This is a genomic window from Enterococcus sp. AZ170 (genome assembly GCF_050545135.1).
In the GTDB taxonomy this organism is placed as follows: domain Bacteria; phylum Bacillota; class Bacilli; order Lactobacillales; family Enterococcaceae; genus Enterococcus_L; species Enterococcus_L ureilyticus.
Map to the genome: position 1 here is coordinate 708,680 of NZ_CP172947.1, position 22,113 is coordinate 730,792.

The 22,113-nt window shown below is 37.6% G+C and carries 19 protein-coding genes and 2 riboswitches; of the genes, 16 read left to right on the forward strand and 3 right to left on the reverse strand.

What is annotated here, in order from left to right; translation table 11 throughout:
* Positions 1-190: 190 nt before the first annotated feature.
* On the forward strand, positions 191-1,423 hold the full coding sequence (locus tag IGJ55_RS03430) for a hypothetical protein (RefSeq protein ID WP_429950241.1): 1,233 nt from the start codon (positions 191-193) through the stop codon (positions 1,421-1,423).
* A 159-nt stretch (positions 1,424-1,582) separates the two neighbouring features.
* Entirely contained in the window at positions 1,583-1,942 is a 360-nt protein-coding gene (locus IGJ55_RS03435) for an HIT family protein (protein WP_069639320.1), read from the forward strand.
* A 195-nt stretch (positions 1,943-2,137) separates the two neighbouring features.
* On the opposite strand, the gene IGJ55_RS03440 is transcribed toward IGJ55_RS03435, so the two are convergent.
* On the reverse strand, positions 2,138-2,728 hold the full coding sequence (locus IGJ55_RS03440; protein ID WP_430607302.1) for a hypothetical protein: 591 nt from the start codon (positions 2,726-2,728) through the stop codon (positions 2,138-2,140).
* Between the two features lie 141 nt (positions 2,729-2,869).
* Positions 2,870-5,044, reverse strand: a complete 2,175-nt coding sequence (locus IGJ55_RS03445) for a HelD family protein (protein WP_429950243.1) — start codon at positions 5,042-5,044, stop codon at positions 2,870-2,872.
* Between the two features lie 152 nt (positions 5,045-5,196).
* Here IGJ55_RS03445 and IGJ55_RS03450 point away from each other — a divergent pair, with 152 nt between their 5' ends.
* From IGJ55_RS03450 to IGJ55_RS03510, 13 genes are all read left to right on the forward strand, one after another.
* On the forward strand, positions 5,197-5,967 hold the full coding sequence (locus tag IGJ55_RS03450; RefSeq protein WP_429950245.1) for a TatD family hydrolase: 771 nt from the start codon (positions 5,197-5,199) through the stop codon (positions 5,965-5,967).
* Positions 5,964-6,560 carry a ribonuclease M5 gene (rnmV, locus tag IGJ55_RS03455; RefSeq protein WP_181429541.1) on the forward strand — a complete coding sequence of 199 codons (597 nt, stop codon included), beginning with the start codon at positions 5,964-5,966 and terminating at the stop codon, positions 6,558-6,560. Before IGJ55_RS03450 ends, rnmV begins: the two co-directional genes overlap by 4 nt.
* Positions 6,557-7,438, forward strand: a complete 882-nt coding sequence (gene rsmA / locus IGJ55_RS03460) for a 16S rRNA (adenine(1518)-N(6)/adenine(1519)-N(6))-dimethyltransferase RsmA (RefSeq protein WP_430607303.1) — start codon at positions 6,557-6,559, stop codon at positions 7,436-7,438. The genes rnmV and rsmA overlap by 4 nt, the downstream gene beginning before the upstream one ends.
* A 195-nt stretch (positions 7,439-7,633) precedes the next feature.
* A complete protein-coding gene (locus IGJ55_RS03465; protein ID WP_430607304.1) occupies positions 7,634-8,833 on the forward strand; it encodes an MFS transporter in 1,200 nt (399 codons plus the stop codon).
* A 36-nt stretch (positions 8,834-8,869) separates the two neighbouring features.
* Entirely contained in the window at positions 8,870-9,868 is a 999-nt protein-coding gene (locus tag IGJ55_RS03470) for a linear amide C-N hydrolase (protein WP_430607305.1), read from the forward strand.
* Between the two features lie 20 nt (positions 9,869-9,888).
* Positions 9,889-9,992: riboswitch (glycine riboswitch) on the forward strand.
* Positions 9,993-10,179: 187 nt separating this feature from the next.
* Positions 10,180-11,265 carry a glycine cleavage system aminomethyltransferase GcvT gene (gene gcvT, locus IGJ55_RS03475; protein WP_069639312.1) on the forward strand — a complete coding sequence of 362 codons (1,086 nt, stop codon included), beginning with the start codon at positions 10,180-10,182 and terminating at the stop codon, positions 11,263-11,265.
* Between the two features lie 24 nt (positions 11,266-11,289).
* Positions 11,290-11,673, forward strand: coding sequence for a glycine cleavage system protein GcvH (gcvH, locus tag IGJ55_RS03480; RefSeq protein ID WP_069639311.1), 384 nt, complete (start codon positions 11,290-11,292; stop codon positions 11,671-11,673).
* 3 nt (positions 11,674-11,676) lie between these two features.
* Positions 11,677-12,993: an aminomethyl-transferring glycine dehydrogenase subunit GcvPA gene (gcvPA, locus tag IGJ55_RS03485; RefSeq protein WP_430607306.1), complete on the forward strand. Its 1,317-nt coding sequence runs from the start codon at positions 11,677-11,679 to the stop codon at positions 12,991-12,993.
* Positions 12,990-14,438, forward strand: a complete 1,449-nt coding sequence (gcvPB, locus tag IGJ55_RS03490; protein WP_069639309.1) for an aminomethyl-transferring glycine dehydrogenase subunit GcvPB — start codon at positions 12,990-12,992, stop codon at positions 14,436-14,438. Before gcvPA ends, gcvPB begins: the two co-directional genes overlap by 4 nt.
* A 189-nt stretch (positions 14,439-14,627) precedes the next feature.
* Positions 14,628-16,010 (forward strand): dihydrolipoyl dehydrogenase, encoded by a 1,383-nt coding sequence (gene lpdA / locus IGJ55_RS03495; RefSeq protein ID WP_430607308.1) that lies wholly within the window; start codon positions 14,628-14,630, stop codon positions 16,008-16,010.
* 136 nt (positions 16,011-16,146) lie between these two features.
* Positions 16,147-17,334 (forward strand): M20 metallopeptidase family protein, encoded by a 1,188-nt coding sequence (locus IGJ55_RS03500; RefSeq protein ID WP_069639307.1) that lies wholly within the window; start codon positions 16,147-16,149, stop codon positions 17,332-17,334.
* A 27-nt stretch (positions 17,335-17,361) separates the two neighbouring features.
* Positions 17,362-19,026 carry a formate--tetrahydrofolate ligase gene (locus tag IGJ55_RS03505; protein WP_430607309.1) on the forward strand — a complete coding sequence of 555 codons (1,665 nt, stop codon included), beginning with the start codon at positions 17,362-17,364 and terminating at the stop codon, positions 19,024-19,026.
* A 189-nt stretch (positions 19,027-19,215) separates the two neighbouring features.
* On the forward strand, positions 19,216-19,848 hold the full coding sequence (locus IGJ55_RS03510; protein ID WP_430607310.1) for a hypothetical protein: 633 nt from the start codon (positions 19,216-19,218) through the stop codon (positions 19,846-19,848).
* Between the two features lie 381 nt (positions 19,849-20,229).
* Here IGJ55_RS03510 and IGJ55_RS03515 read toward each other — a convergent pair whose 3' ends face one another.
* Positions 20,230-21,339, reverse strand: coding sequence for an ABC transporter ATP-binding protein (locus tag IGJ55_RS03515; RefSeq protein WP_069639304.1), 1,110 nt, complete (start codon positions 21,337-21,339; stop codon positions 20,230-20,232).
* 183 nt (positions 21,340-21,522) lie between these two features.
* Between IGJ55_RS03515 and mgsA the strand changes: the two genes are divergently transcribed.
* On the forward strand, positions 21,523-21,945 hold the full coding sequence (gene mgsA / locus IGJ55_RS03520; RefSeq protein ID WP_207120985.1) for a methylglyoxal synthase: 423 nt from the start codon (positions 21,523-21,525) through the stop codon (positions 21,943-21,945).
* A 62-nt stretch (positions 21,946-22,007) separates the two neighbouring features.
* A riboswitch (THF riboswitch) is annotated at positions 22,008-22,110 on the forward strand.
* The last annotated feature ends 3 nt before the right edge of the window (positions 22,111-22,113 follow it).

Here is a 22,113-nt window from a genome sequence, read left to right on the forward strand (position 1 = left end):
CTATGCTAAGAGTTATCTTACATAGAATTAGCTGTTTCTTTTTTTTTAATTATTTACAAAAAGGCAAGGATGATTTTATATAAATATAAGTAAAAAAATAATATCGCTAAAAATTATATCAAATAAACTTATTTTATTGTATCATTATGATAGAACAAAATAATTGAATTGGAAATAAGGAGAATGTTGGATGAAAGTGAAAAAGTATCTGTTGGGGATCATCACAAGTGTAGTGATTTTGTTATTAGCAGCATGTGGATCAGATCCTAGAAAAGAATTTACTAATGCCATGTTTAGCTCTAAAGGACAAGAGTATAATGCAGCAAGTTTTGAAATGAAGATCAAGGATTTAACGTATGATGGGGATGAAGGCGGCGCCTATGTCAAAATGTTTGCTAGTCAACTGAAAGATATGAGTATTGATGGAAGCTATGCGGTCGATGAGAAAAAAGATACGGTGGAAATGGAAATTACAGCAAATTTGTTTGGTGAAAAATTACCATTCCAATTCGTCGGAAATAAAGAGAACTACTATATGTCTACTAGTTTTGTCTCTGGATTGTTGGATTTAGCCAATTCATTTGGTTATCCCTTTGAGCTTAGTAAAAGCGATTTGAATAAACTAAAAGGAAAATATATTGATATTGCTGAAGCTGGTGATACACTTTCATCAGGTGAATTAGACAAGAAAACGAAGCCATTGAAGGATAAAACTTTTGTAAATATGGAAGAGTCCAAAATGGGAAGCGAAATGAAAAAATTAATTGAAAGCTTCGATAAAGATTCGTTTAAAAAAGATAAGGATGTTATCACACATACCTTTACTAAAAAAGAAATTATTAGAATGATGGAAAAAATCGATGAAGTTGCCAAAGAAGACAAAGACTACAAAAAATCAGATGATGCGAAAGAAATGAAAGATGCCATCAAATCACTGAAAAAAGACATGGACAAAATGGATATAAAGGTCAGTATCAATCAAAAAACAAAAGCCTTTGATACAGAAATTGCTATTGCAGCAACTGATGAAGATGCAGCGTCCATGACTATGGTCATGGCAATCTCAGTACAACCACAAAAAAATAGTGCAAAAATCAAAATACCAAGTAAAAAAGAAATCATCAGCCAAGATGAGTTGGAAGAAATTTTAGCAGAGATCACTGGAACTATTTCGGACGATTCGGATTTCGAGTTAGAAGATGATATATATGATTACAGTGATTTAAAAGATGATCCAGATATGCAAGAGCTGATCGATGCTCAATTAGATGCAATGATCGAACAAATCGAAGCCAATCCAAGTGCCGTCACCGAAGCAAAAGCTAGTGAAGCACGTGAAGAGGCGAAAGAAATTTTCAACGACAAACAAATGAAAAAATTAAATGAAGCACTAGACAAAGCGCTAGAAGCGGGAACCATTTAAAAGATCATAAATAAGCGGTAGCTTCTACAATCAAATCAGTGATTTGATTTGTACAAAGCTATCGCTTTTTCTATTACGATAGAACGGTCATTGTGTAAACGATCAGGGCACAGAAAATTTACTTGAGTAACTAGAGTTTCAGTTCAAAGGAGGAGTACGATGTGTATTTTTTGCGAGATATCGGATTTTGTTTTAGAAAATGAATTAGCTGGAGCATTTTATGATAAATTTCCTGTGAATGAAGGACATTTGTTGATCATACCTAAAAATCATAGAAGTGACTATTTCGATTTATCACAAGTGGAAAAACAAGCAGTCGAGGAACTGATTCAAGCAGGGAAACAACTACTAGAAAAAAACTATCAACCCGTAGGTTATAATATTGGGACCAACTGTGGTGTATATGCTGGTCAAAGTATTATGCATTGTCATATCCATCTAATTCCTAGATATGTTGGCGATCTAGAGAATCCTAAAGGCGGAGTAAGAGGTGTGATTCCTACAAAACAAAATTATTAAAATAGGAGTGAAGTAGCATGCTTTTAAAGGAAGTAACGTTATTAGATGAACAGATGTATTCAATTACGAAATGAGTTGACAGAGGAGAGATTACAAAAATGGTTCCGTGCTATTGGGTTGAGTTAAACGGCCAAAATAAACAGCACTTCCTAAGTAAAAGTGCTGTCTATTTTGGCTGTTTACGCCTATCATCAACTAAAATCTTAATTTTTTATTTGATTTAAATTTGTGGAAACGAGCGGGTAAAAGCATGATCAAAATCGCATAAGGAACACTGATGATCGACCAAGCCAAAGTTCGGCTCAAGCTATTGTATTTATATAACCAGTTTAATAAAAAATGTAGGCCTAAGATACCAAGAGCTACAAAAGTTAGAACAGCGTAGCTCGACTCATTTTTTATGGCAAAGCGAAAAATACTGCCAATCAGCGGGACCAAATAAAAATAGGCACTCGTCAATGAAATACGCCAACTTTTAGCAATCGTTTCAAGATTGATCAAAAAAAATACAATGGATAACACAATTCCTAGTGGTGGAAAAAATGCAACCAAGGTGGCATAAATAGCTCCCCATAAAATCATCAAGGGTCCCTTTACAATTGCTGCAATCACAATAAAAAGAGCAATCAGCAGAAATTGCTGTGTCATCGTTCCATAAGCCAATAAACCGAACAGAATCAATAAAAGCCAATGCCAAACTGTATTAACTTGAGGCTTCCTCTGGATCGTAACATTTTTTTGAATCGTTGATTTCAGAAAGTCAGAATCTTCGAAGAAATTTTTCAAAAGCACTCACTCCTATCAAATTGAAAATTAGACTGGAATTAAGTTTACTGCTGAATAGATAAAAAAACATCGGGCTAAAGTCGGTTGTTTTAGCCTGATGTTTTTAAGAATTCATTAAGTAGCATGGATTCGTTTTTAATATTACTTAGAGGCAAGCAACTCAGAAATCTCCCCGATATAAGGTAGAAATACCTGTTTCATCCCCCGAGAAATTGCTGTATAAAGAATTTTCTTCTCTCTTTCAGTTGTCCCATAACGCACGGTAGAAGGATCGTGGATGATCACATTATCAAATTCAAGCCCTTTTGCCATATCAATCGAAAGAATTTGGGCATCAAAAGCACTATTTTTTTGTAGAAGCTGCTGTTTCAATAATGCTGCTTCGGACGCTGTTTTGGTAATCACTACAGTATCTTCTTTCTGTGCCAATGAATCCAAAATAGAAATAAGAGTATTTAGATAACTCGCTTCATCTTTACATGAAATAAAGGTCGGTTTTTCGCCATCTTTTCGGATAGAAACAATCTTGAGTTTCTCATGATTTGTCACTAACGTTTGGAATAGCTGTGTAATTTCTTTGCTTGAGCGATAGCTATTCAATAATTGATACGAAGTAACAGAACGACTGGAAGCGGATAACAACTCTTTCAATGCCATAAAGCTGATCGATGTATTAAAAATCGCCTGATTTTCATCTCCAGCTAAAGTAAAGTTCGCTTGCGGGAATAATTTAAGCAATAAAAGAATTTGAGCTTCAGTATAATCTTGTACTTCATCTACCAAAATAAACGCCATTTGTCGATTCGATAAATCTTCAATAAATGTATCTTTGAGCAATAACAAAATTACGACTTCATCTGCCGTATAGGCGGTCGTTACTCGTTCATACGTCTCTTGCTGATACTGTTGATACAATGCTTCAAAAAGTAACCATTGATCAAACCAAGTAAAATCAGCAATCGCAGTCACTACTTTGCGGTATTTTTGTTGCAATCGTTGAAGGGCAAATTCTGCTAATTGTTCCTCATCTTCTTCTGTAAAAGTCATGTCAAAATAGCGTAATTGTTCTGTTTCAGTTAAGTCTTGCATCTGATCGATCATTTGTTTCGATTTCGCTTGCTTGATCAAATAACGATTCCACAAACTTGAAAGCTTTTCCTTTGTTGCAGAAAGTCGATCTCTGATCGATAAATTCGTTGGGGTTTCTTGATATAAACCAAAAATCAATTCAGCAGAAAATAGTGTTTTTCGTTTGAATAAAATTGGTTGGAATAGCGATTGTTGAATGAGAGATGCATCTTGAAAATATTGAATGAAGTCCACAAATTTCTGTGACTGAATCACTCTTTGTTGGGTAGCGACTTGTTCAGCAGTGATTCGTTTAAAATAAGCTGCTTCACTTTCAATGGGTGCTTTTTCCCGAAAGGTAAATTTAAGAAATTGCAGCAACGTCAAATTCATGGGATTCCGCTCCCCTAAATTTGGCAATACTTGAGAAATATAGTCAATAAAAGTTGAATTAGGAGAAAGCAGTAAAATATCATCGGCAGTGATTTTAGTCCGATGATTATAAAGTAAATAAGCAATCCGTTGCATGATTGCAGACGTTTTCCCACTGCCGGCGATGCCATTGACTAAAAGCAAGGGATGACTTTCATCACGGATGATCTCATTTTGCTCTTGTTGAATCGTCGTCGTGATATCTTTCATATATTGAGAAGAATCAGCCTCAAGTGTATGAAGTAAAATATCATCCTGAATCGCAAGGCTGGTATCAAAAAAGTTGATCAAACGATCTTCTTCAAGGATCAATTGTCTTTTCAAATTTAAGGTAACAGGAATTTCATTGTTGCTGACATGATAATTGCTGTCGCCTAAAACATTATTGTAAAAAAGAGAAGCAATCGGTGAACGCCAGTCGTAAATTCGTGATTCTCCATCCAAATTGGTAAAATCATTCATGCCGATATAAAAAACGTCACGATCCGCACCATCATCTAAAAAAGTCACATCGATTTTTCCAAAATAAGGGACTTGAAGTAGGCGTTCGACTTTTTCTAATTGTTTAGCCGCAGTTGCCTGCTGCAAATTTAATTGATCGATTTCTCTATTTTTCATTTCCATTACGGCAAATGTCTCTAAGTTATCAGAATAACTGTCGAAATTTAGTTTAGTATCACCGCTAAATTGGTCTAATACTGATTGTCCTGTCATATTAACATCATCAATAGCGGTTTGATAGACATCTTTTGCTTGGGTCAATTCCTCGTAAACTTGGTGCAGATGCTGGGTTTCTTGTGTACGCTCGTTTGACATAGGGGTTCCTCCTGACATAAATTGCCGTGACCGAATAGTATAAGCTATTTTGTTGAATAAAGCAATTATAAGAAGCTGATAATTTATCAGTGCTGTCCATTCAGATTTTGGTTAAAATGTGATAAAGTATAGAAGACAGAGGAGGGGTTTACTTGATTTTTGATTCTCATACCCATTTAAATGCAGAACAATTTAATGAAGATATTCCAGAAACAATTCAACGTGCGAAAGAATTAGGTGTAACGGAGATGGCGGTGGTTGGTTTTGATACACCAACGATCGAAAAATCTCTGGAGCTTAGCCAACAATATAAAGAAATCCAAAGTATTATCGGATGGCACCCAACAGAAGCAGGGAGCTATACACCTGAAATCGAGAAAAAAATTCAGCAATTATTAACCACGCCTAAAGTAGTCGCACTTGGCGAAATCGGTTTAGATTATTATTGGATGGAAGATCCAAAAGAGGTTCAAGATCGTGTGTTTCGACGTCAAATCGCAATCGCCAAAGAAATGAATTTACCAATCAGTATTCATACACGGGATGCGATGGAAGACACATACAAGATTTTAAAAGAAGAAGATATTCGTGATATTGGCGGAATCATGCATAGCTTTAGTGGTGACCCTGAGTGGATGGCAAAATTTTTAGAGATGGGCATGCATATTTCTCTAAGTGGCGTTGTTACGTTCAAGAAAGCTTTAGAAGTGCAAGAAGTAGCCAAGGCAGTGCCGTTAGATCGTTTATTAGTCGAGACTGATGCACCGTATTTAGCACCTGTTCCCTACCGAGGCAAACGTAACGAACCAGGCTATACCCGTTATGTAGTAGAGAAAATCGCAGAATTACGAGAAGTCCCATTTGAAGAAATTGCGAAGCAAACAACTACGAATGCTCATCGCTTATTTAGGTTAGATAAATGACAGACAAATTGAGAATTGAAGAAATTATTGTCGTTGAAGGAAAAGACGATACCAGACGTATCCAAGAAGTTGTGGATGCTGATACGATCGAAACGATTGGCTCAGCAATCAATGAGGATATTCTAGAACAAATCGAGCATGCACAAGAAACACGCGGCGTGATCATTTTCACTGATCCAGATTTTTCAGGTGAAAAAATTCGTAAAACGATCATGGAAGTTGTTCCCGATGCCCAGCATGCGTTTCTCTCACGACAACTTGCTGCCCCTAAAAAAAGAGGGAATAGCTTAGGTGTGGAACATGCCAGTGATGAAGCGATTTTAGAAGCACTAGAAAAAGTAGTGACGCCTGTTATTGAATCAGATGATTACCAAGAAATAGCTAGACAAACCTTGATTGAATATGGTTTAATAGCGGGAGCTCGTGCAAAAGAACGTCGTGAAAAATTAGGAGATGAATTGCGCATTGGTTATACCAATAGCAAGCAATTGACCAAACGCTTGAAAATGTTTCGTATCACAGAAAAAGAATTGATAGAGGCAATGCATAATATAAACGACTTACCTAGTGAAAAATCGGAGGAATCAATTTGACAGAGTACAAAGAAATCGCCACTCCTTCAAGAACCAAAGAAATTTTGAAGAAACATGGCTTTTCATTCAAAAAAAGTTTAGGACAAAATTTTTTGACCGAACCAAATATTTTACGCAAAATCGTTGAAACAGCAGGAATCGATACCCATACTAATGTAGTAGAAGTAGGTCCTGGTATTGGGGCTTTAACAGAACAGCTAGCCAAAAACGCAGCCCAAGTCTTAGCTTTTGAAATCGATGATCGCCTGATTCCTGTTTTAGAAGAGACAATGAGTCCGTATCAAAATGTCACAGTTGTCCATAATGATGTACTAAGAGCCGATTTAGTCGGTACAACCAAAGAAGTTTTTAAAGAAGAGCGTCCAATCAAAGTTGTTGCCAATTTACCTTATTACATTACAACACCGATCATGATGCACTTTTTAGAATCTGATTTAGATGTCCAAGAAATGATCGTTATGATGCAAAAAGAAGTCGCAGATCGAATCTCAGCAAAACCCGGAACAAAAGCTTATGGCTCGCTATCAATCGCAGTCCAGTACTTTATGGAAGCAAGTATCGCGTTTATTGTACCGAAAACGGTCTTTATCCCGCAACCAAATGTTGATTCTGCCATCATCAAATTAACTAAACGTGACAAACCAGCCGTTGAGGTAACAAATGAAAAAGAATTCTTCAAATTAACAAAAGCGTCTTTCCAGTTACGTCGTAAAACACTATGGAATAACCTGATTCATTACTATGGTAAAGATGATGAGACAAAAGCATGGTTAACCCAAAGCTTATCCGAAGCGGAAATTGACCCATCACGTCGTGGTGAAACATTGTCACTAGAAGAATTTGGACGTCTAAGTAATACATTGGAAAAAAATCGTTAACTCTGTACTAAGCAAAAAGGGAGTGAGAAAAGTTGATAACTTTTCTCACTCTCTTTTTGATAGTAGACGTATAGAAGTCTATCGAAATAATTTATTTTAACTTTATGTAAAATAATTGCTTTCAGTTATTGACTTTTTCTGAATATCAAGGATAATCATAAATAGAAAGCGCTTTCTTTCGTTAGGAGTGAAAATATGGAAAATAAGAAGACGAGAAATATTCATTGGATGCTGGCAGCTATTTTTTTAGGATACACATGTATTTATATCGATAAAACAACAATTGGTATGTCACTGGTGACGATTGCAAATGATTTAGGATTTGATCCGCAGCAAAAGGGTTTGGTGTTGAGCGCCTTTTTTCTAGGGTATACAGTTTTTCAAATTCCTTTTGGGTATTTATCAAGTAAGATTGGTACGAGAAAAATGATGATCATCTCCGTTTTTTTAGTAGGAATTTTTCTATTTTTATTCGGGTTTGGCTTTTCTTTATTGTATTTGATTTTAGTTCGTTTCATGACAGGTGCGGTTGCTCATTCGGGTTATCCGTCTTCTGTCAGCACGTTCATTTCACAAGAATTGCCAATAGAAAAACGTGGGCCGGCACAATCGACTATGATCGCTTCATCAGGTTTTGCGGCAATTGTTGGTCCCTTACTGATTGCGCCACTTTTACTTCAAGTTGGTTGGCATAGGACTTATTATATTTTAGGGGCGGTGGTTCTTTTGATTGCAGTATTGATGTATGTTGTGATTCCTAAAGAATTTGGTGGAGTAAAAGAGCATTTAAAAAATAAGCGTACGATTTCATTCAGAGAAGTATTACAGGATAAAAATGTTTGGATTTTGATATTTGCAGCGTTTTTCATCAATGCTGCAATTTATGGACTAAATGGCTGGATGGCGACTTATCTAGTCGAAGCGCACGGACTGGCTCTAACTCAAACGGCTTATGTAACGGCAGTTATTGGCTTTTTCACAATGGTGGCAGCGATGTTAGGCGGGGTTATGGTCAATAAATATTTTATTGGAAAAGAAAAAAAGGTGATTTTTGTCGCAACGATAGGTGGCGGACTTTTTGCTCTTCTAGTTTCAGTTGTCGGATCATTCTTCATGAGCATGATTTCATTAGCTTGTGCGGTGGCTTTTGCTAGTTTAGCTTTTGCGACGCTAATGAGCATCCCAGTGAAAATATTCCCTTCAGATGAAGTTTCTGCTAAATATGCGACGATCAATGCGATTGGTGTTTCAGGTGGGTTTGTGGCGCCGACTATTATTGGGGCATTGATTCAATTTTCTAATGGCGGCTTCTTCAGTTCATTTTTATTTATTGGCGTTTCATTCGTTGTTTCTGGAGGGATCACGTTATTGATTCAAAAAAATCAGAAATCCTAATTCAGAATTTTGAAAAAAGTAAAAGGGTGTGAGAAGATGTGTACGGGAATCACAGTGAAATCTAAATTAGGGAACAGCTATTGGGGACGGACACAAGAATTTAATGTATTGTTGGATTACGACGGTGCGATTATCCCTAAAAATTATGATTTAAGTACATCATTGGATCATTATAGGACACATTTTGCTGCAATGGGTATAGCTCTAGCTGGTAATCCATTATTAGTAGACGGAGTGAATGAAAAAGGATTAATGGGTGGCTCTTTTTATTTCGGCAATGATAATCGCTATGTTGAATCGGATGAAATTCGCAAGATGGGAAAATTGCCATTGGCTGGCGCTGAATTTGTGACCTATGCCTTAACAAATTATGCATCAGTTGCGGCAATAAAAGAGCGAGTCAATCAAGAGACAGCGATTGCAATTGTTGACAATCAGGTTGGCATTCCGCAGCACTACATTTTCCAAGATGAATCTGGTGCATCGATCGTTGTAGAACCATCGATTGAAGGCGGCTATGAAATATATGATAATCCTGTGGGAGTTTTTACGAACAGCCCAAAATTTGACTGGCATTTAACCAATCTTCAAAATTACGTAGGACTTAGTGACATGATCGCACCAGCTATTCAGATGGATAATCTTTATGTGTTTTCAAATGGTAAAGGATCTGGTTTGCTCGGAATCCCAGGCGATTTTACTCCACAATCTCGTTTTATTCGTGCAGTCTATCTAAAACACTTTTCTGAAAAAGTAGATGATGAACAGGTAATAGAACAAATTTTCCATATTTTAGATAGCTTTGATATTCCTAAAGGAGTTGTGAAAGTCAGTTCACAGACGGATGTGCAGTACACCCAATATACCAGTGCCTACGATAGTAAGGAAAAGCAACTGTATATTCATTTGTATGAAAATCGTATGATCCAAACCTTGTCATTAAAAGCCGGTAGATTAGATAATTCTGTACCTCAGTATTTTGAATTAAAGAGGGAACAACAATATTATTCAATGCCTAAAAAGAACGAAAAATAGACCTAAAATAAAGTTGATGGAAGAGAATTACGGGAGAGACTAGTCATAGCACCGAAGGAATAAATAATCAATGACGCAAATCATTGATCATGAAGATCTCAGGTAAAAGGACCGTAATTGGACATCACTCTGGAAAGCGAAAGCACCGAAGGAGCAACTCTTCAAGAGGAAGACGAATCTCTCAGGTTTTTTACAGAGGAACTAGCATTTTTTTAAGATGCCTGTTCCTCTGTTTTTTTATATAGTTTAGATAGCTTGGAGGTGTCATTGGTTAAGTACTAAAAATACACAGAAGCAAAGGAGTAGAAAAGATGGATTTAAAAACACCTTTATATGACGCACATCTTGAAGCCGGTGGAAAAATGGTTTCATTTGCTGGCTACACACTACCTGTTCAGTACAAAGACAGCGGTGTGATCAAAGAACATTTAGCTGTTCGAAATCAAGTAGGATTATTCGATGTTTCCCATATGGGAGAGGTCGTTTATGAAGGAAAAGATGCTTTAGCGAATTTGCACTATTTGTTAACCAATGATTTTAGTAACTTAGAAGTAGGTCGTGTTAGATATACCTTGATGTGTAATGAAAACGGCGGTGTGATCGATGATCTACTCGTTTATAAATGTAGCGATGAAAAATATTTATTAGTAGTCAATGCAGCGAATAGAGCAAAAGATGTTGCATGGATGAAAGAACACTTATTTGGTGAAGTGGCATTTTCGGATCAATCGGATCAATTTGTTCAAATTGCATTGCAAGGCGCATTTGCCAAAGAGATGATTGAAAAACGAACGAAAGAAGAAGAGATTCCTAAAAAATATTATAGCTTTACTGAAAATGCGGATGTAGGCGGTGTGACGTGTCTATTATCACGAACCGGTTACACCGGAGAATTTGGGTATGAATTGTACTGTAAACCAGAAGACGGAATCAAATTATGGAATTTATTACTGGAAACGGGTCAAGAATATGACATCATTCCCTGCGGCTTAGGAGCTCGTGATACGTTACGGTTAGAGGCTGGGATGCCGCTTTATGGTCATGAAATGACAGAAGAAATTACTCCTCTTGAAACGGATTTAAATTTTGCCGTCAAGATGAAAAAAGAAGATTTTATCGGCAAAAAAGCGCTCATTGACAAAGGGGAACCTAAAATTACTCGAATCGGTCTGCAGTTAACGGATCGAGGAATTGTTCGTGAAGGAGCTGATGTGTATTTTAATGATAAGAAAATCGGGCAGACCACCTCAGGCACCATGTGTCCATTCATTAGTAAAGCCTGTGCAATGGCTTTAGTTGAGAAAAATAGTGTAGAAATTGGTTCTCCCATAGAAGTTGAGGTTAGAGGCAAAAAAATTAAAGCAGAAGTTGTCACACTACCATTTGTAAAAAAATAATTGAAAAAGAAGGAGTCGTTTATTATGACAAAAGCTATGGAATTGAAGTTTTCAAAATCACATGAGTGGGTACTTTTTGATGGAGATAAAGTAAAAATCGGTCTGTCTGATTATGCACAAGATCAATTAGGTGATATCGTTTTTATTGATTTACCAGATGAGGGTGACGATGTTACCAAGGGTGAATCGTTTGCAGATATTGAATCTGTCAAGGCTGTTTCAGAAGCGTATTCTCCAATCACAGCTACAGTGACAGCAGTCAATGAAGAGCTTTTGGACAGTCCTGAGTTGATCAATTCAGCACCGTTAGAGTCATGGTTAATTGAAGTGGAAGGGGTAGACGAAATCGAAGACTTGCTAAGTGCTGAGGAATATAAAAAATTCTGTGAAGAAGCTGAGGAGGCATAATGAATGGGTAACTATCTTGGTTCAACGCCACAACAACAACAAGAAATGCTGAGAACGATCGGTTTAAAAAATATGAGTGACCTATATCAGGATATCCCGAAAGAAATGATTATAAAAAATCTAGCTATTCCAGCGGGAAAATCAGAATTTGAAGTACGACGTATTTTAGAAAAGATGGGCAAGAAAAATAAAGTCTTCTCCAGCATTTTTCGGGGTGCGGGTGCCTATAATCACTATATTCCTGCTATTGTAAAGCAAATTTCAGCAAAGGAAGAATTCATGACGTCTTACACGCCATATCAACCAGAGATCAGTCAAGGATTGTTACAGTCGATTTTTGAATATCAAACAATGATTTGTGAAATTACCGGAATGGATGCAACGAATGCTTCTGTTTACGATGGTGCAACGGCTGCTGCTGAAGCGATCAATATGTGTTTAGAAAAAAAACGCTTAAAGGTTTTGATTTCAGAAACGACAAATCCAATGACGATTCAAACAGCGTTGACTTATTTTAGTTCTAGAGAAATCGAATTTGTGATGATTCCAGAGAAAGATGGATTGACAGATTTATCTGTTTTAAAAGAAAAATTAGATGATACAAGCGCTTGTTTTATTGTCCAACAACCTAACTATAATGGAGGAATTGAACCTGTCGAGGCAATCGCTGAAATGGTTCACGAAGCAAAAGCTAAATTTATTATGAGCGTCAATCCAGTTGCTAGTACGGTACTAAAGACAGCTGGTGAAGTTGAGGCAGATATTGCGGTTGGCGATTCACAGCCATTTGGGATACCATTAGCTTTTGGTGGACCTTATATTGGGTTCATTGCGACAAAAGAAAAAATGATTCGTAAATTACCTGGGCGTATTGCAGGGGAAACAGTGGATGAAGCAGGTGATCGAGCATTTGTTTTAACACTGCAAGCTCGTGAACAACATATTCGTAGAGAGAAAGCAGCTTCTAATATTTGTTCAAATCAGGCACTGTGCGCCTTAACTAATGCTGTTTATATGAGTACAATGGGCGCTCGGGGTATTCAGGAAGTAGCTGAGCAATGTTACAGCAAAGCTCATTACCTTTTGGATGGACTAACGCAAATCAAAGGGGTAAAACGAACGAATGATAGTCCCTTTTTCCACGAATTTGTGACAACTTTTCCAGTAGCAAATGAAGTGGTTCTAGCTAAATTAGAAGAACATGACATCTTAGGCGGCTATCCGACAGAGCAAGGTTTACTATGGTGTGTAACAGAAATGAATACGAAAGAACAAATAGATGAAGTCGTTGCATTGGTGAAGGAGGCGTGTGGACAATGAAATTAATTTTTGAACGTAGTGTAGAAGGGTATTATAACGAAATGATTTCACCATGTGATGTACCAACCACGGCTCTTCCAGAAGAAATGAAGCGCCAAAAAGAACTCCATTTGCCCTCACTGCCTCAACCTGAGATCAGTCGACATTATACAGAACTAGCAGATGCAACATTTGGTATCAATAATGGCTTTTATCCTTTAGGTTCTTGCACAATGAAATACAATCCTAAAATCAATGATGAAATGGCTACCTATCCCGCTTTTGCAAGTATTCATCCTTTGCAGCCAGAGCATACAGTTCAAGGTTCGTTAGAAGTTTTTACCATGACGGAAATGTTGCTGAAAGAAATCACGGGGATGAATGCAATAACATTTCAACCAGCAGCGGGTGCACATGGTGAGTTTACTAGCTTATTGATGATCAAAGCGTATCACAAAAAGCATGGTCAACCACAACGAAACAAAATTATTGTCCCTGATTCTGCTCATGGAACAAATCCTGCAAGTGTAGCAATGACAGGGATGATCACAGTGAATATTCCATCAGATAACTATGGTTGTGTGGATATTGAAGCGCTGAGAGCTGCGGTTGGGGAAGATACCGCGGGTTTGATGTTGACCAACCCAAATACAGCTGGGATCTTTGATAAAAATATTTTAGAAATCACGAAAATCGTTCATGATGCGGGTGGATTGAACTATTATGATGGTGCAAATTTAAATGCCATTATGGGTGTTGCACGTCCAGGTGATATGGGCTTTGACATTATTCATTTAAATCTACACAAAACCTTTTCAACACCACATGGTGGCGGTGGCCCAGGATCTGGCGCTGTTGGGTGCAAATCATTATTAAAACCATTTTTACCGGACTATTATCCAGTCAAGGAAGGAGCGGAAATAGGCTTTACGAGACCTGTGAATTCAATTGGATTAGTAAAAGGCTTCTATGGTCAATTTTCAGTCTTCTTGCGAGCGTTGACCTATATTTTATTTTTAGGATCAGAAGGAATTTCGTCTGCCTCCAAGAGTGCAGTATTAAATGCTAATTACATGCTTCATGAATTAAAAGATATCTTTGAAGTGCCATATGGCGAGTCTTGTATGCATGAATTTGTAATTAGCTTAGATAAATTGAAAAAAGAAACAGGTGTAACAGCACTAGATATAGCGAAAGGGATTTTAGATCATCATATGTATCCGCCAACGATGTATTTCCCCTTAACTGTACCGGAAGCTCTGATGGTGGAACCGCCAGAAACAGAGTCGAAAGAACGGATGGATGATGCAATTGCCGTTTATCGTAAACTTTATGAAGATGCTCATAAAAATCCGGAAGCTTTTCATGAATATCCTTTACATGCTCAAATCCATCGTGTAGATGAAGTAAGAGCTGCTAGACATCCCATTGTTCGTTATGACTTTGCTTTGGAAAACAATGAATAAAATGAGCTGCTATTGAAAAGTACAAAGCGGAACGTTGTTACCTTGAGTTATCTAGCTATGCAGGCTAGTCTCTCAGGAAATAAGAAAAATAAAATGTGATAAAGAGCATTGCAGTTCATTTTTCCTATTTTTCAGTCGAGATTAAATAAGCCCGCTATGCTTTTTACCAAAAGAGTAAGGAGGAATGGTATGCGGTATGATCTAATCATAATCGGGGCGGGGCCTGGTGGATATGTTGCAGCGATCAAAGCGGCTCAGCTGGGGATGAAAGTAGCTCTTGTTGAACGTGATCGAGTAGGAGGAACATGTTTAAATCGAGGCTGTATTCCGACGAAAGCATTATTACATTCAGCTGAAACAGTTCGTGAAATAAAAAACGCGAGTGAATATGGTATCTATATTGATGATAGCCAAATGAACATGGAAGAAATTTACGCAAAGAAAAATAAAGTAGTTGAGACTCTCGTTCAAGGAATCGAAGGTTTGGTCAAAGCAAATAAAATCGAATTGATTTTCGGATCAGCACAAATCATCCAAGTGGGTGTAATTGACGTTGACGGATCAAGATACGAGACCGAAAAAATCATGATCGCAACAGGTTCAAAACCAGTGATTCCACCGATTCCAGGTAGCAATTTACCAGGTGTATTAACAAGTAACGAACTTTTAAAACAGCCAAATACCTATAAAAAAATGACCATTATCGGCGGTGGAGTGATTGGCGTTGAGTTTGCCTCGATTTTTAATGCGTTAGGTTGTGATGTAACGATTATTGAAACTGCTAATACATTATTACCAAATTTTGATAGTGAAATTTCCAAAAAATTAGCAATGGTTTTAAAAAAACAAGGAATCAAAGTAGCAACCAAATCGATCGTGTCCGGTATTTCTAAGGAGGAACAGTTGACCTGTACCTATACGTCTAAAGGAAAAGAAAAAACTGTTACAAGTGATGCAGTTTTGATTGCTACTGGTCGAAAAGCAAGCTTTGAAGAGGTATTTTCAGCTGATTTGAACGTAGAAATTGAAAATCAAAGTATTTGGGTCAATGATGCTTTTGAAACGTCTATTAAAGGCATTTATGCCATCGGAGATGTAGCAAGCCGTGGCACTCAATTGGCTTATGTAGCTTCTGCACAAGGCGTGAATGCTGTTTTGGCGATGAATCAAAAAGCAGTGGAATATGATTTAGAGGTAATTCCTTCTTGTGTTTACACTACACCTGAAATCGCTGCTGTCGGAATGACAGAAGAAGAGGCAAACAGGCAAGGAATCTCTGTGGATGTTGGCAAATACAACATGGCGGGAAACGGAAAAACAATGATTGCAGGGAATTCATTAGGATTCATCAAAGTCATTGCAAATGCACAAAATGGCAAAATTATTGGTGCGCAGCTGATGTGTGATCGGGCAACAGATATGGTCAGTGAATTTACGACAGCAATTGTTAACTGGTTGACGATTGAGGAAGTAATGTCGATTGTTCATCCACATCCAACGTATAATGAAGGAATAGGCGAGGCTTATGAAACGCTTCAAGGTCTTGGAATCCACACAATCCCTAAAAAATAATAGAAATATACCAAATATTCTGAAATATTTGGTACTATAATAAGAGAAGCAATTTTTCCGTTCGCTTTGGGTACATGATTGGTTTTTACAAATTTATTGAAAGTCATTTCATTTAAAAAGAAAAGGAGAAAAAATAATGCTGACAGAAACACAAAAAAAAGTTGCCGATAGTTTAGAAGACGAACTAATTCAAATCAGAAGACATTTACATCAGAATCCAGAAATAGGGATGGACTTACCGAATACTGTGGCTTTTGTAAAAGAGAGACTCACAGAATACGGCTATGAACCTAAAGCATGCGGAGAGTCTGGTGTCACCGTTGTGGCGGGTAAAAAAAGTGGTAAAACATTTTTACTAAGAGGTGATATGGATGCACTGCCGATTCGCGAGCTGACTGATCTACCATTTAAATCCGAAAATGGCTATATGCATGCCTGCGGTCATGATATGCACACAACGATGTTGCTTGGTGCTGCAAAATTATTAAAAGAATTTGAAAATGAATTAGACGGACAAGTGAAGTTATTATTTCAACCTGGGGAAGAAATACTTTCAGGTTCAAAAGACTGTATCAAACATCAGGCACTAGAAAATCCTACAGTAGATGCTGGCATGATGATCCATGTTTTCCCATTTGAAGGGTTTAAAGCAGGTCAGATCATGCCAACACCAGAAGGGACTTTTATGGCTAGTGCGGATTGGTTTGAAATCAATATCAAAGGTCGTGGGGGACATGGATCCCAACCTGAAACATCAATCGATCCAATCAATGTAGCTGTCCATATTTATACAGCGCTACAAGAATTATCAGCGAGAGAAATTGGTTCAGAGGAACGGTTTGTGCTGACCATCGGCGAATTTATTGGGGGAACACCAGGTGCTTCTAATATTATTCCAGAAACGACAGTGATGAAAGGAACCTTACGAACCTTAAAAGAAGAGGTCCGTGGACAGGTCAAAGAACGAATGGTTGCAATCGCTGAAAATATCGCAAAAGCATTTCGTGCCGAAGCTGAGGTGGTTTTCACGAATGGTTGCACAACCAATGTGAATGATCCTGAATTAACGGCATTTACTAAAAATTCACTGATAGAAACATTTGGAGCAGAACGTATTGTCGCTATTCCGATGTCAACACCATTGATGGGTAGTGAAGATTTTGGCGAAATCAGTCAATTGATTCCAACAACAACCGTTCTTTTGGTGGCATCTGAAGAAAATATCAATCTCCATAATCCAACTATTGTTTTTGATGAGTCTGTGTTGGTTGAAGGAGCAAAAGTTTATACAGATACAGCAATGTCGTGGTTAAAGAACAACTGAAAGAATTGATGGAATGGAGAGGAAAGAATGGTCAAAACAGATATTGAAATTGCACAAGCTACTACGATGTTGCCTATCACAAAAGTAGCAGAACAACTTGGTTTGGATGAAGAACAATTTGAATCGTATGGAAAATACAAAGCTAAAATAGAAGTTGAAAAAATCAAAGGCAACAAAGAAGGCAAAGTGATCCTGGTTACAGCAATCACACCCACGCCTGCTGGGGAAGGCAAGACAACCACAGTTGTCGGTCTAGGTGACGCATTGAATCGAATCGGAAAAGAGGCGATTATCGCGTTAAGGGAACCTTCTTTGGGACCTGTTTTTGGAATAAAAGGAGGAGCAGCTGGCGGCGGCTATGCGCAAGTTGTTCCAATGGAAGATATCAACCTTCATTTTACAGGGGATTTTCATGCGATTGGAGCAGCAAATAACCTGTTAGCAGCAATTATTGACAATCATATTTTTCAAGGGAATGAGCTAGGAATTGATAATCGTCGTATCACTTGGAAAAGAGCGGTGGATATGAACGATCGTCAATTAAGAAATATTGTTGATGGTTTAGGGGCTCGGGTCAACGGTGTTCCTAGAGAAGATGGTTTTGAAATCACAGTTGCTTCAGAAATCATGGCCGTTTTATGTTTATCTAATGATATTGAAGATTTGAAAGAAAATCTAGCTAATATCATTATCGGTTACACCTATGATAATCAACCTGTTACGGCCAGAGAACTGAATGCACAAGGCGCTATGACAGCTTTATTGAAAGATGCGATCAAGCCCAACCTCGTTCAAACATTAGAAAACAATCCAGCATTGATCCATGGTGGACCATTTGCCAATATCGCACATGGCTGCAATAGCGTGATTGCAACGAACACGGCTAGAAAACTAGCCGATTATGTTGTGACAGAAGGTGGTTTTGGTGCTGATCTAGGCGCTGAAAAATTTATCGATATCAAATGTCGGAAATCTGGTATTCGACCTTCGGCGGTTGTTGTTGTAGCGACTGTTCGTGCATTAAAAATGCATGGTGGTGTACCTAAAGATCAACTTGGCGCTGAAAATATAGCAGCCTTAACAGACGGATTGCCAAACCTTTTAAAACATATCGAAAATACAACGACTGTGTTTGGGTTACCAACAGTAGTAGCCATCAATAAGTTTCCTACAGATACAGATGCAGAACTTGAACTTGTGAAAGAAGAATGCCAAAAACGCAATGTGAATGTAGTTCTTTCAGATGTTTGGGCTCAAGGTGGTGCCGGTGGTGAAGAGCTAGCGAAAGAAGTAGTTCGACTAGCCGATCAGGAAAATCATTTTTCATTTGCCTATCCAGACGAATTGCCAATCAAAGAAAAAATCAGTGCCATCGTAGAGAAAATTTATGGAGGAAACGCTGTTCGCTATGAGCCTATTGCGGAAAGAGAAATTGCTAAACTGGAAAAACTCGGGTTCGGTCATTTGCCAATTTGTATGGCTAAAACTCAGTATTCATTTTCAGATGACCAAACCAAATTAGGAAGACCCACCGATTTTGCGATAACAGTCAGTAATATCAAGATATCGGCTGGAGCAGGGTTTATTGTAGCTTATACGGGGTCAGTAATGACAATGCCTGGGTTACCAAAGAAACCAGCTTATGAAAAAATCGATATTAACCCCGATGGAAAGATCATTGGTCTGTTTTAAGTCGAAATAATCTGTAACATAATAAATAAACTCATTGATACGGCTATATACTGTCCGCAATGAGTTTATTTAGGTTTCTATACGAGCAACTACTTTTTAGTCAAAAGCATTACCTATGTGTCTTGACACCTAGTTGTTTTTACTTTAAAATGAATATTATCAGATATGTCAAGACACATAGGAGGGAATATGAAAAAGAACTCAGTAAGACATTTAACAATTGCCTCTTTATTAGTGGCAATGGGCATTATTATTCCTATGGTCATGCCCAGGATCACGATCGGACCAGCATCCTTTACATTGGCTAGTCATGTACCGCTATTTTTAGCAATGTTCTTTTCACCAGGAGTAGCAGTAGCAGTTAGTTTAGGAACTGGATTTGGGTTCTTTCTTTCAGCAACGCCGATTATTGCGTTAAGGGCACTTTCTCATTTACTATTTGCTGTGATAGGTGCTTTTTATTTAAAGAACCATCCAACGATTGTTTTATCTAAGCATAAATTGGTTTTGTTCAATGGACGTTTTCAATTGTTTAATTTAATGATAGGCTTTATACATTCTGCTGCAGAATTAGCTGTAGTAAGTGTTTTTTATACAGTGGGTAATCTGCCGGAAACTTACTATTCACAAGGGTACATGTATTCGATTTTTTTGTTGATGGGACTTGGTGGATTGATTCATAGTTTGATTGATTACAACATTGCTTATTTTGTAGCGAATGCTTTAAGTAAACCGTTTGATATTCCAGTATTTAGTCAGGCTAAAAAATTGGAACGAGCAAAAGTGGCCATTCTTCCCCAAAAGACTGAACCACAGATATAAGAGGTTGTTACAAAAGTCGTTTAGGCTTTAGCAATTGGACCAAAGAGGTTGGGACAGGAGTGTTTAATCCCGAGAATCACGTAGGTACTGTGCAACATCAACTCATACTTCGTTGTATTTTACAGCAATAAGAAGGAATTCACAAAAATGACAAGAAACACGGAATGTTTAATTACGATGTTGAATGATTCCTAATTGGTGCTTTTCAAATTTTTGTGAATTTCAGCTTATTTCCGAAGCCTTCAAATCTTAGTGCTTTAGCACTTAGAATTTGATGTGATCGAAGCGAAGCGTAGTGATTGCTTCTGCTCCCACCGTTTATTTGGCTTCACGGTGACATCAATAAATCGCAAAGAGTTTTGTCTTAGTCACTTTTATAGTTTAAGGTAGTTTGATTACTTGCTCAGTTTCTGGATCGAAGAAATGGGCTTTATTAATATTGAATGCTAAATCGACCAGTTCTTCTGGCTGATGGAAATCACGCGCATCAACTTTTGAGATGAATTCTGTATCACCTAATCGGGTGTACAACATTGTTTCAGCACCTAGTAATTCTGATACAACGACCTCAGAACGAACGACAGCGTCATTCATTGTATCTAAAGCTACTTGCTCACTATGGATATCTTCTGGTCTAATACCAAAAATAATCGATTTTCCTTCGTAACCTTTTTCACCTAATAATTTATTTTTTCCTTCTGGAATCTTTAGTTCTAATCCATGACCATCACGAATAACACCATTATTTAAGGTAACATTAAAAAAATTCATCGCAGGTGAACCGATAAAGCCTGCTACAAAAACGTTATTTGGTGTGTTATAGACCTCTTTTGGTGACCCGATTTGTTGAATAAACCCGTCTTTCATGATAACGATGCGATCAGCCATTGTCATCGCTTCGGTTTGGTCATGTGTCACATAAACTGTAGTTGTTTCCAAACGACGATGCAATTTAGCGATTTCAGCACGCATAGCAACCCGTAATTTTGCATCCAAGTTTGATAAAGGTTCATCCATCAAGAAAACTTTTGCATCACGAACAATTGCTCGACCTAAAGCGACACGTTGGCGTTGTCCACCAGATAGTGCTGCTGGTTTGCGTTGCAGATAATCAGTCAAACCTAAGATTTCACCTGCATTTTCTACCCGTTTTTTGATTTCTGCTTTATCATATTTACGCAGTTTTAAGCCAAAGGCCATATTATCAAAAACAGTCATATGTGGATATAAAGCATAATTCTGGAAAACCATGGCAATATCTCGGTCTTTCGGTGCGACATCATTCATTATTTTATCACCGATGGAAAGTTCGCCTTCCGTAATATCTTCTAAACCAGCAATCATTCTTAAAGTTGTAGATTTTCCGCAACCTGATGGGCCAACAAATACAATGAATTCACGATCAGCAATTTCTAAATTAAAATCAGTTACAGAATAATTTTCTGCATTGTCGTATTTTTTATAGATATGTTTTAGCGCCATTTCTACCATTGTCGTCACTCTTTTCTTTTTTTTGTACCTTCAGTATAAATGAAAGCGCTATATAATCTCAACGGAAGGTTGCACAAGAAAAAAACGTTTTTTCGTCAAAGTGACAAATAATCAATCGTTCTTTTACTTTGTGAGGGTTGTCTTTGTTATAATAAGGAAAAGAAATGAAAAGAGGGCGTAATCATGAAAATTGCATTGATCGCACATGATCGAAAAAAAGAATTAATGGTCAAACTATCTTTAGCCTATCAACCAATATTAAAAGAGCATGAACTATTTGCCACGGGAACGACAGGATTGAAAATTGCGGAAGCAACTGGATTACCTGTTCACCGTTTTAAATCAGGTCCTTTAGGTGGCGATCAGCAGATTGGAGCCATGATTTCAGAAGATAAACTAGATATGGTGATTTTTTTACGAGACCCACTGGCGGCACAACCTCATGAGCCAGATGTGACCGCTTTGATTCGTTTGAGTGACGTTTATGAAATTCCTTTAGCAACCAATATCGGTACTGCTGAAATTTTATTAAGAGGCTTACAAGCAGGCTTCGCAGATTTTAGAAATGTAGTGCATGAGACAGATAATAAGCCCTTATCTTTTTAGTCAAAATTGATTGCAGTGAATAATGGAATATGCTATATTGCTCTTAGGCTTAGGCCTAATAAAACAGAGTAGGAAATAAAGCGTTAAGTGCCGAGAGGATGGGATGTTGCCTTTCGGACGAAGAATATAGGAGAATAGTGATTTTTACTATACGAACTAGCTTTTTGA

Bases quoted from the DNA above. Each gene is read 5' to 3' on its own strand.
- IGJ55_RS03430 (WP_429950241.1), top strand. From the start codon at position 191: ATGAAAGTGAAAAAGTATCTGTTGGGGATCATCACAAGTGTAGTGATT.
- gcvPA (WP_430607306.1), top strand. From the start codon at position 11,677: ATGGGTAACTATCTTGGTTCAACGCCACAACAACAACAAGAAATGCTG.
- gcvT (WP_069639312.1), top strand. From the start codon at position 10,180: ATGGATTTAAAAACACCTTTATATGACGCACATCTTGAAGCCGGTGGA.
- IGJ55_RS03510 (WP_430607310.1), top strand. From the start codon at position 19,216: ATGAAAAAGAACTCAGTAAGACATTTAACAATTGCCTCTTTATTAGTG.
- IGJ55_RS03435 (WP_069639320.1), top strand. From the start codon at position 1,583: ATGTGTATTTTTTGCGAGATATCGGATTTTGTTTTAGAAAATGAATTA.
- rnmV (WP_181429541.1), top strand. From the start codon at position 5,964: ATGACAGACAAATTGAGAATTGAAGAAATTATTGTCGTTGAAGGAAAA.
- IGJ55_RS03470 (WP_430607305.1), top strand. From the start codon at position 8,870: ATGTGTACGGGAATCACAGTGAAATCTAAATTAGGGAACAGCTATTGG.
- IGJ55_RS03500 (WP_069639307.1), top strand. From the start codon at position 16,147: ATGCTGACAGAAACACAAAAAAAAGTTGCCGATAGTTTAGAAGACGAA.
- IGJ55_RS03515 (WP_069639304.1), bottom strand. From the start codon at position 21,339: ATGGTAGAAATGGCGCTAAAACATATCTATAAAAAATACGACAATGCA.
- IGJ55_RS03465 (WP_430607304.1), top strand. From the start codon at position 7,634: ATGGAAAATAAGAAGACGAGAAATATTCATTGGATGCTGGCAGCTATT.
- lpdA (WP_430607308.1), top strand. From the start codon at position 14,628: ATGCGGTATGATCTAATCATAATCGGGGCGGGGCCTGGTGGATATGTT.
- IGJ55_RS03445 (WP_429950243.1), bottom strand. From the start codon at position 5,044: ATGTCAAACGAGCGTACACAAGAAACCCAGCATCTGCACCAAGTTTAC.
- mgsA (WP_207120985.1), top strand. From the start codon at position 21,523: ATGAAAATTGCATTGATCGCACATGATCGAAAAAAAGAATTAATGGTC.
- gcvH (WP_069639311.1), top strand. From the start codon at position 11,290: ATGACAAAAGCTATGGAATTGAAGTTTTCAAAATCACATGAGTGGGTA.
- gcvPB (WP_069639309.1), top strand. From the start codon at position 12,990: ATGAAATTAATTTTTGAACGTAGTGTAGAAGGGTATTATAACGAAATG.
- IGJ55_RS03505 (WP_430607309.1), top strand. From the start codon at position 17,362: ATGGTCAAAACAGATATTGAAATTGCACAAGCTACTACGATGTTGCCT.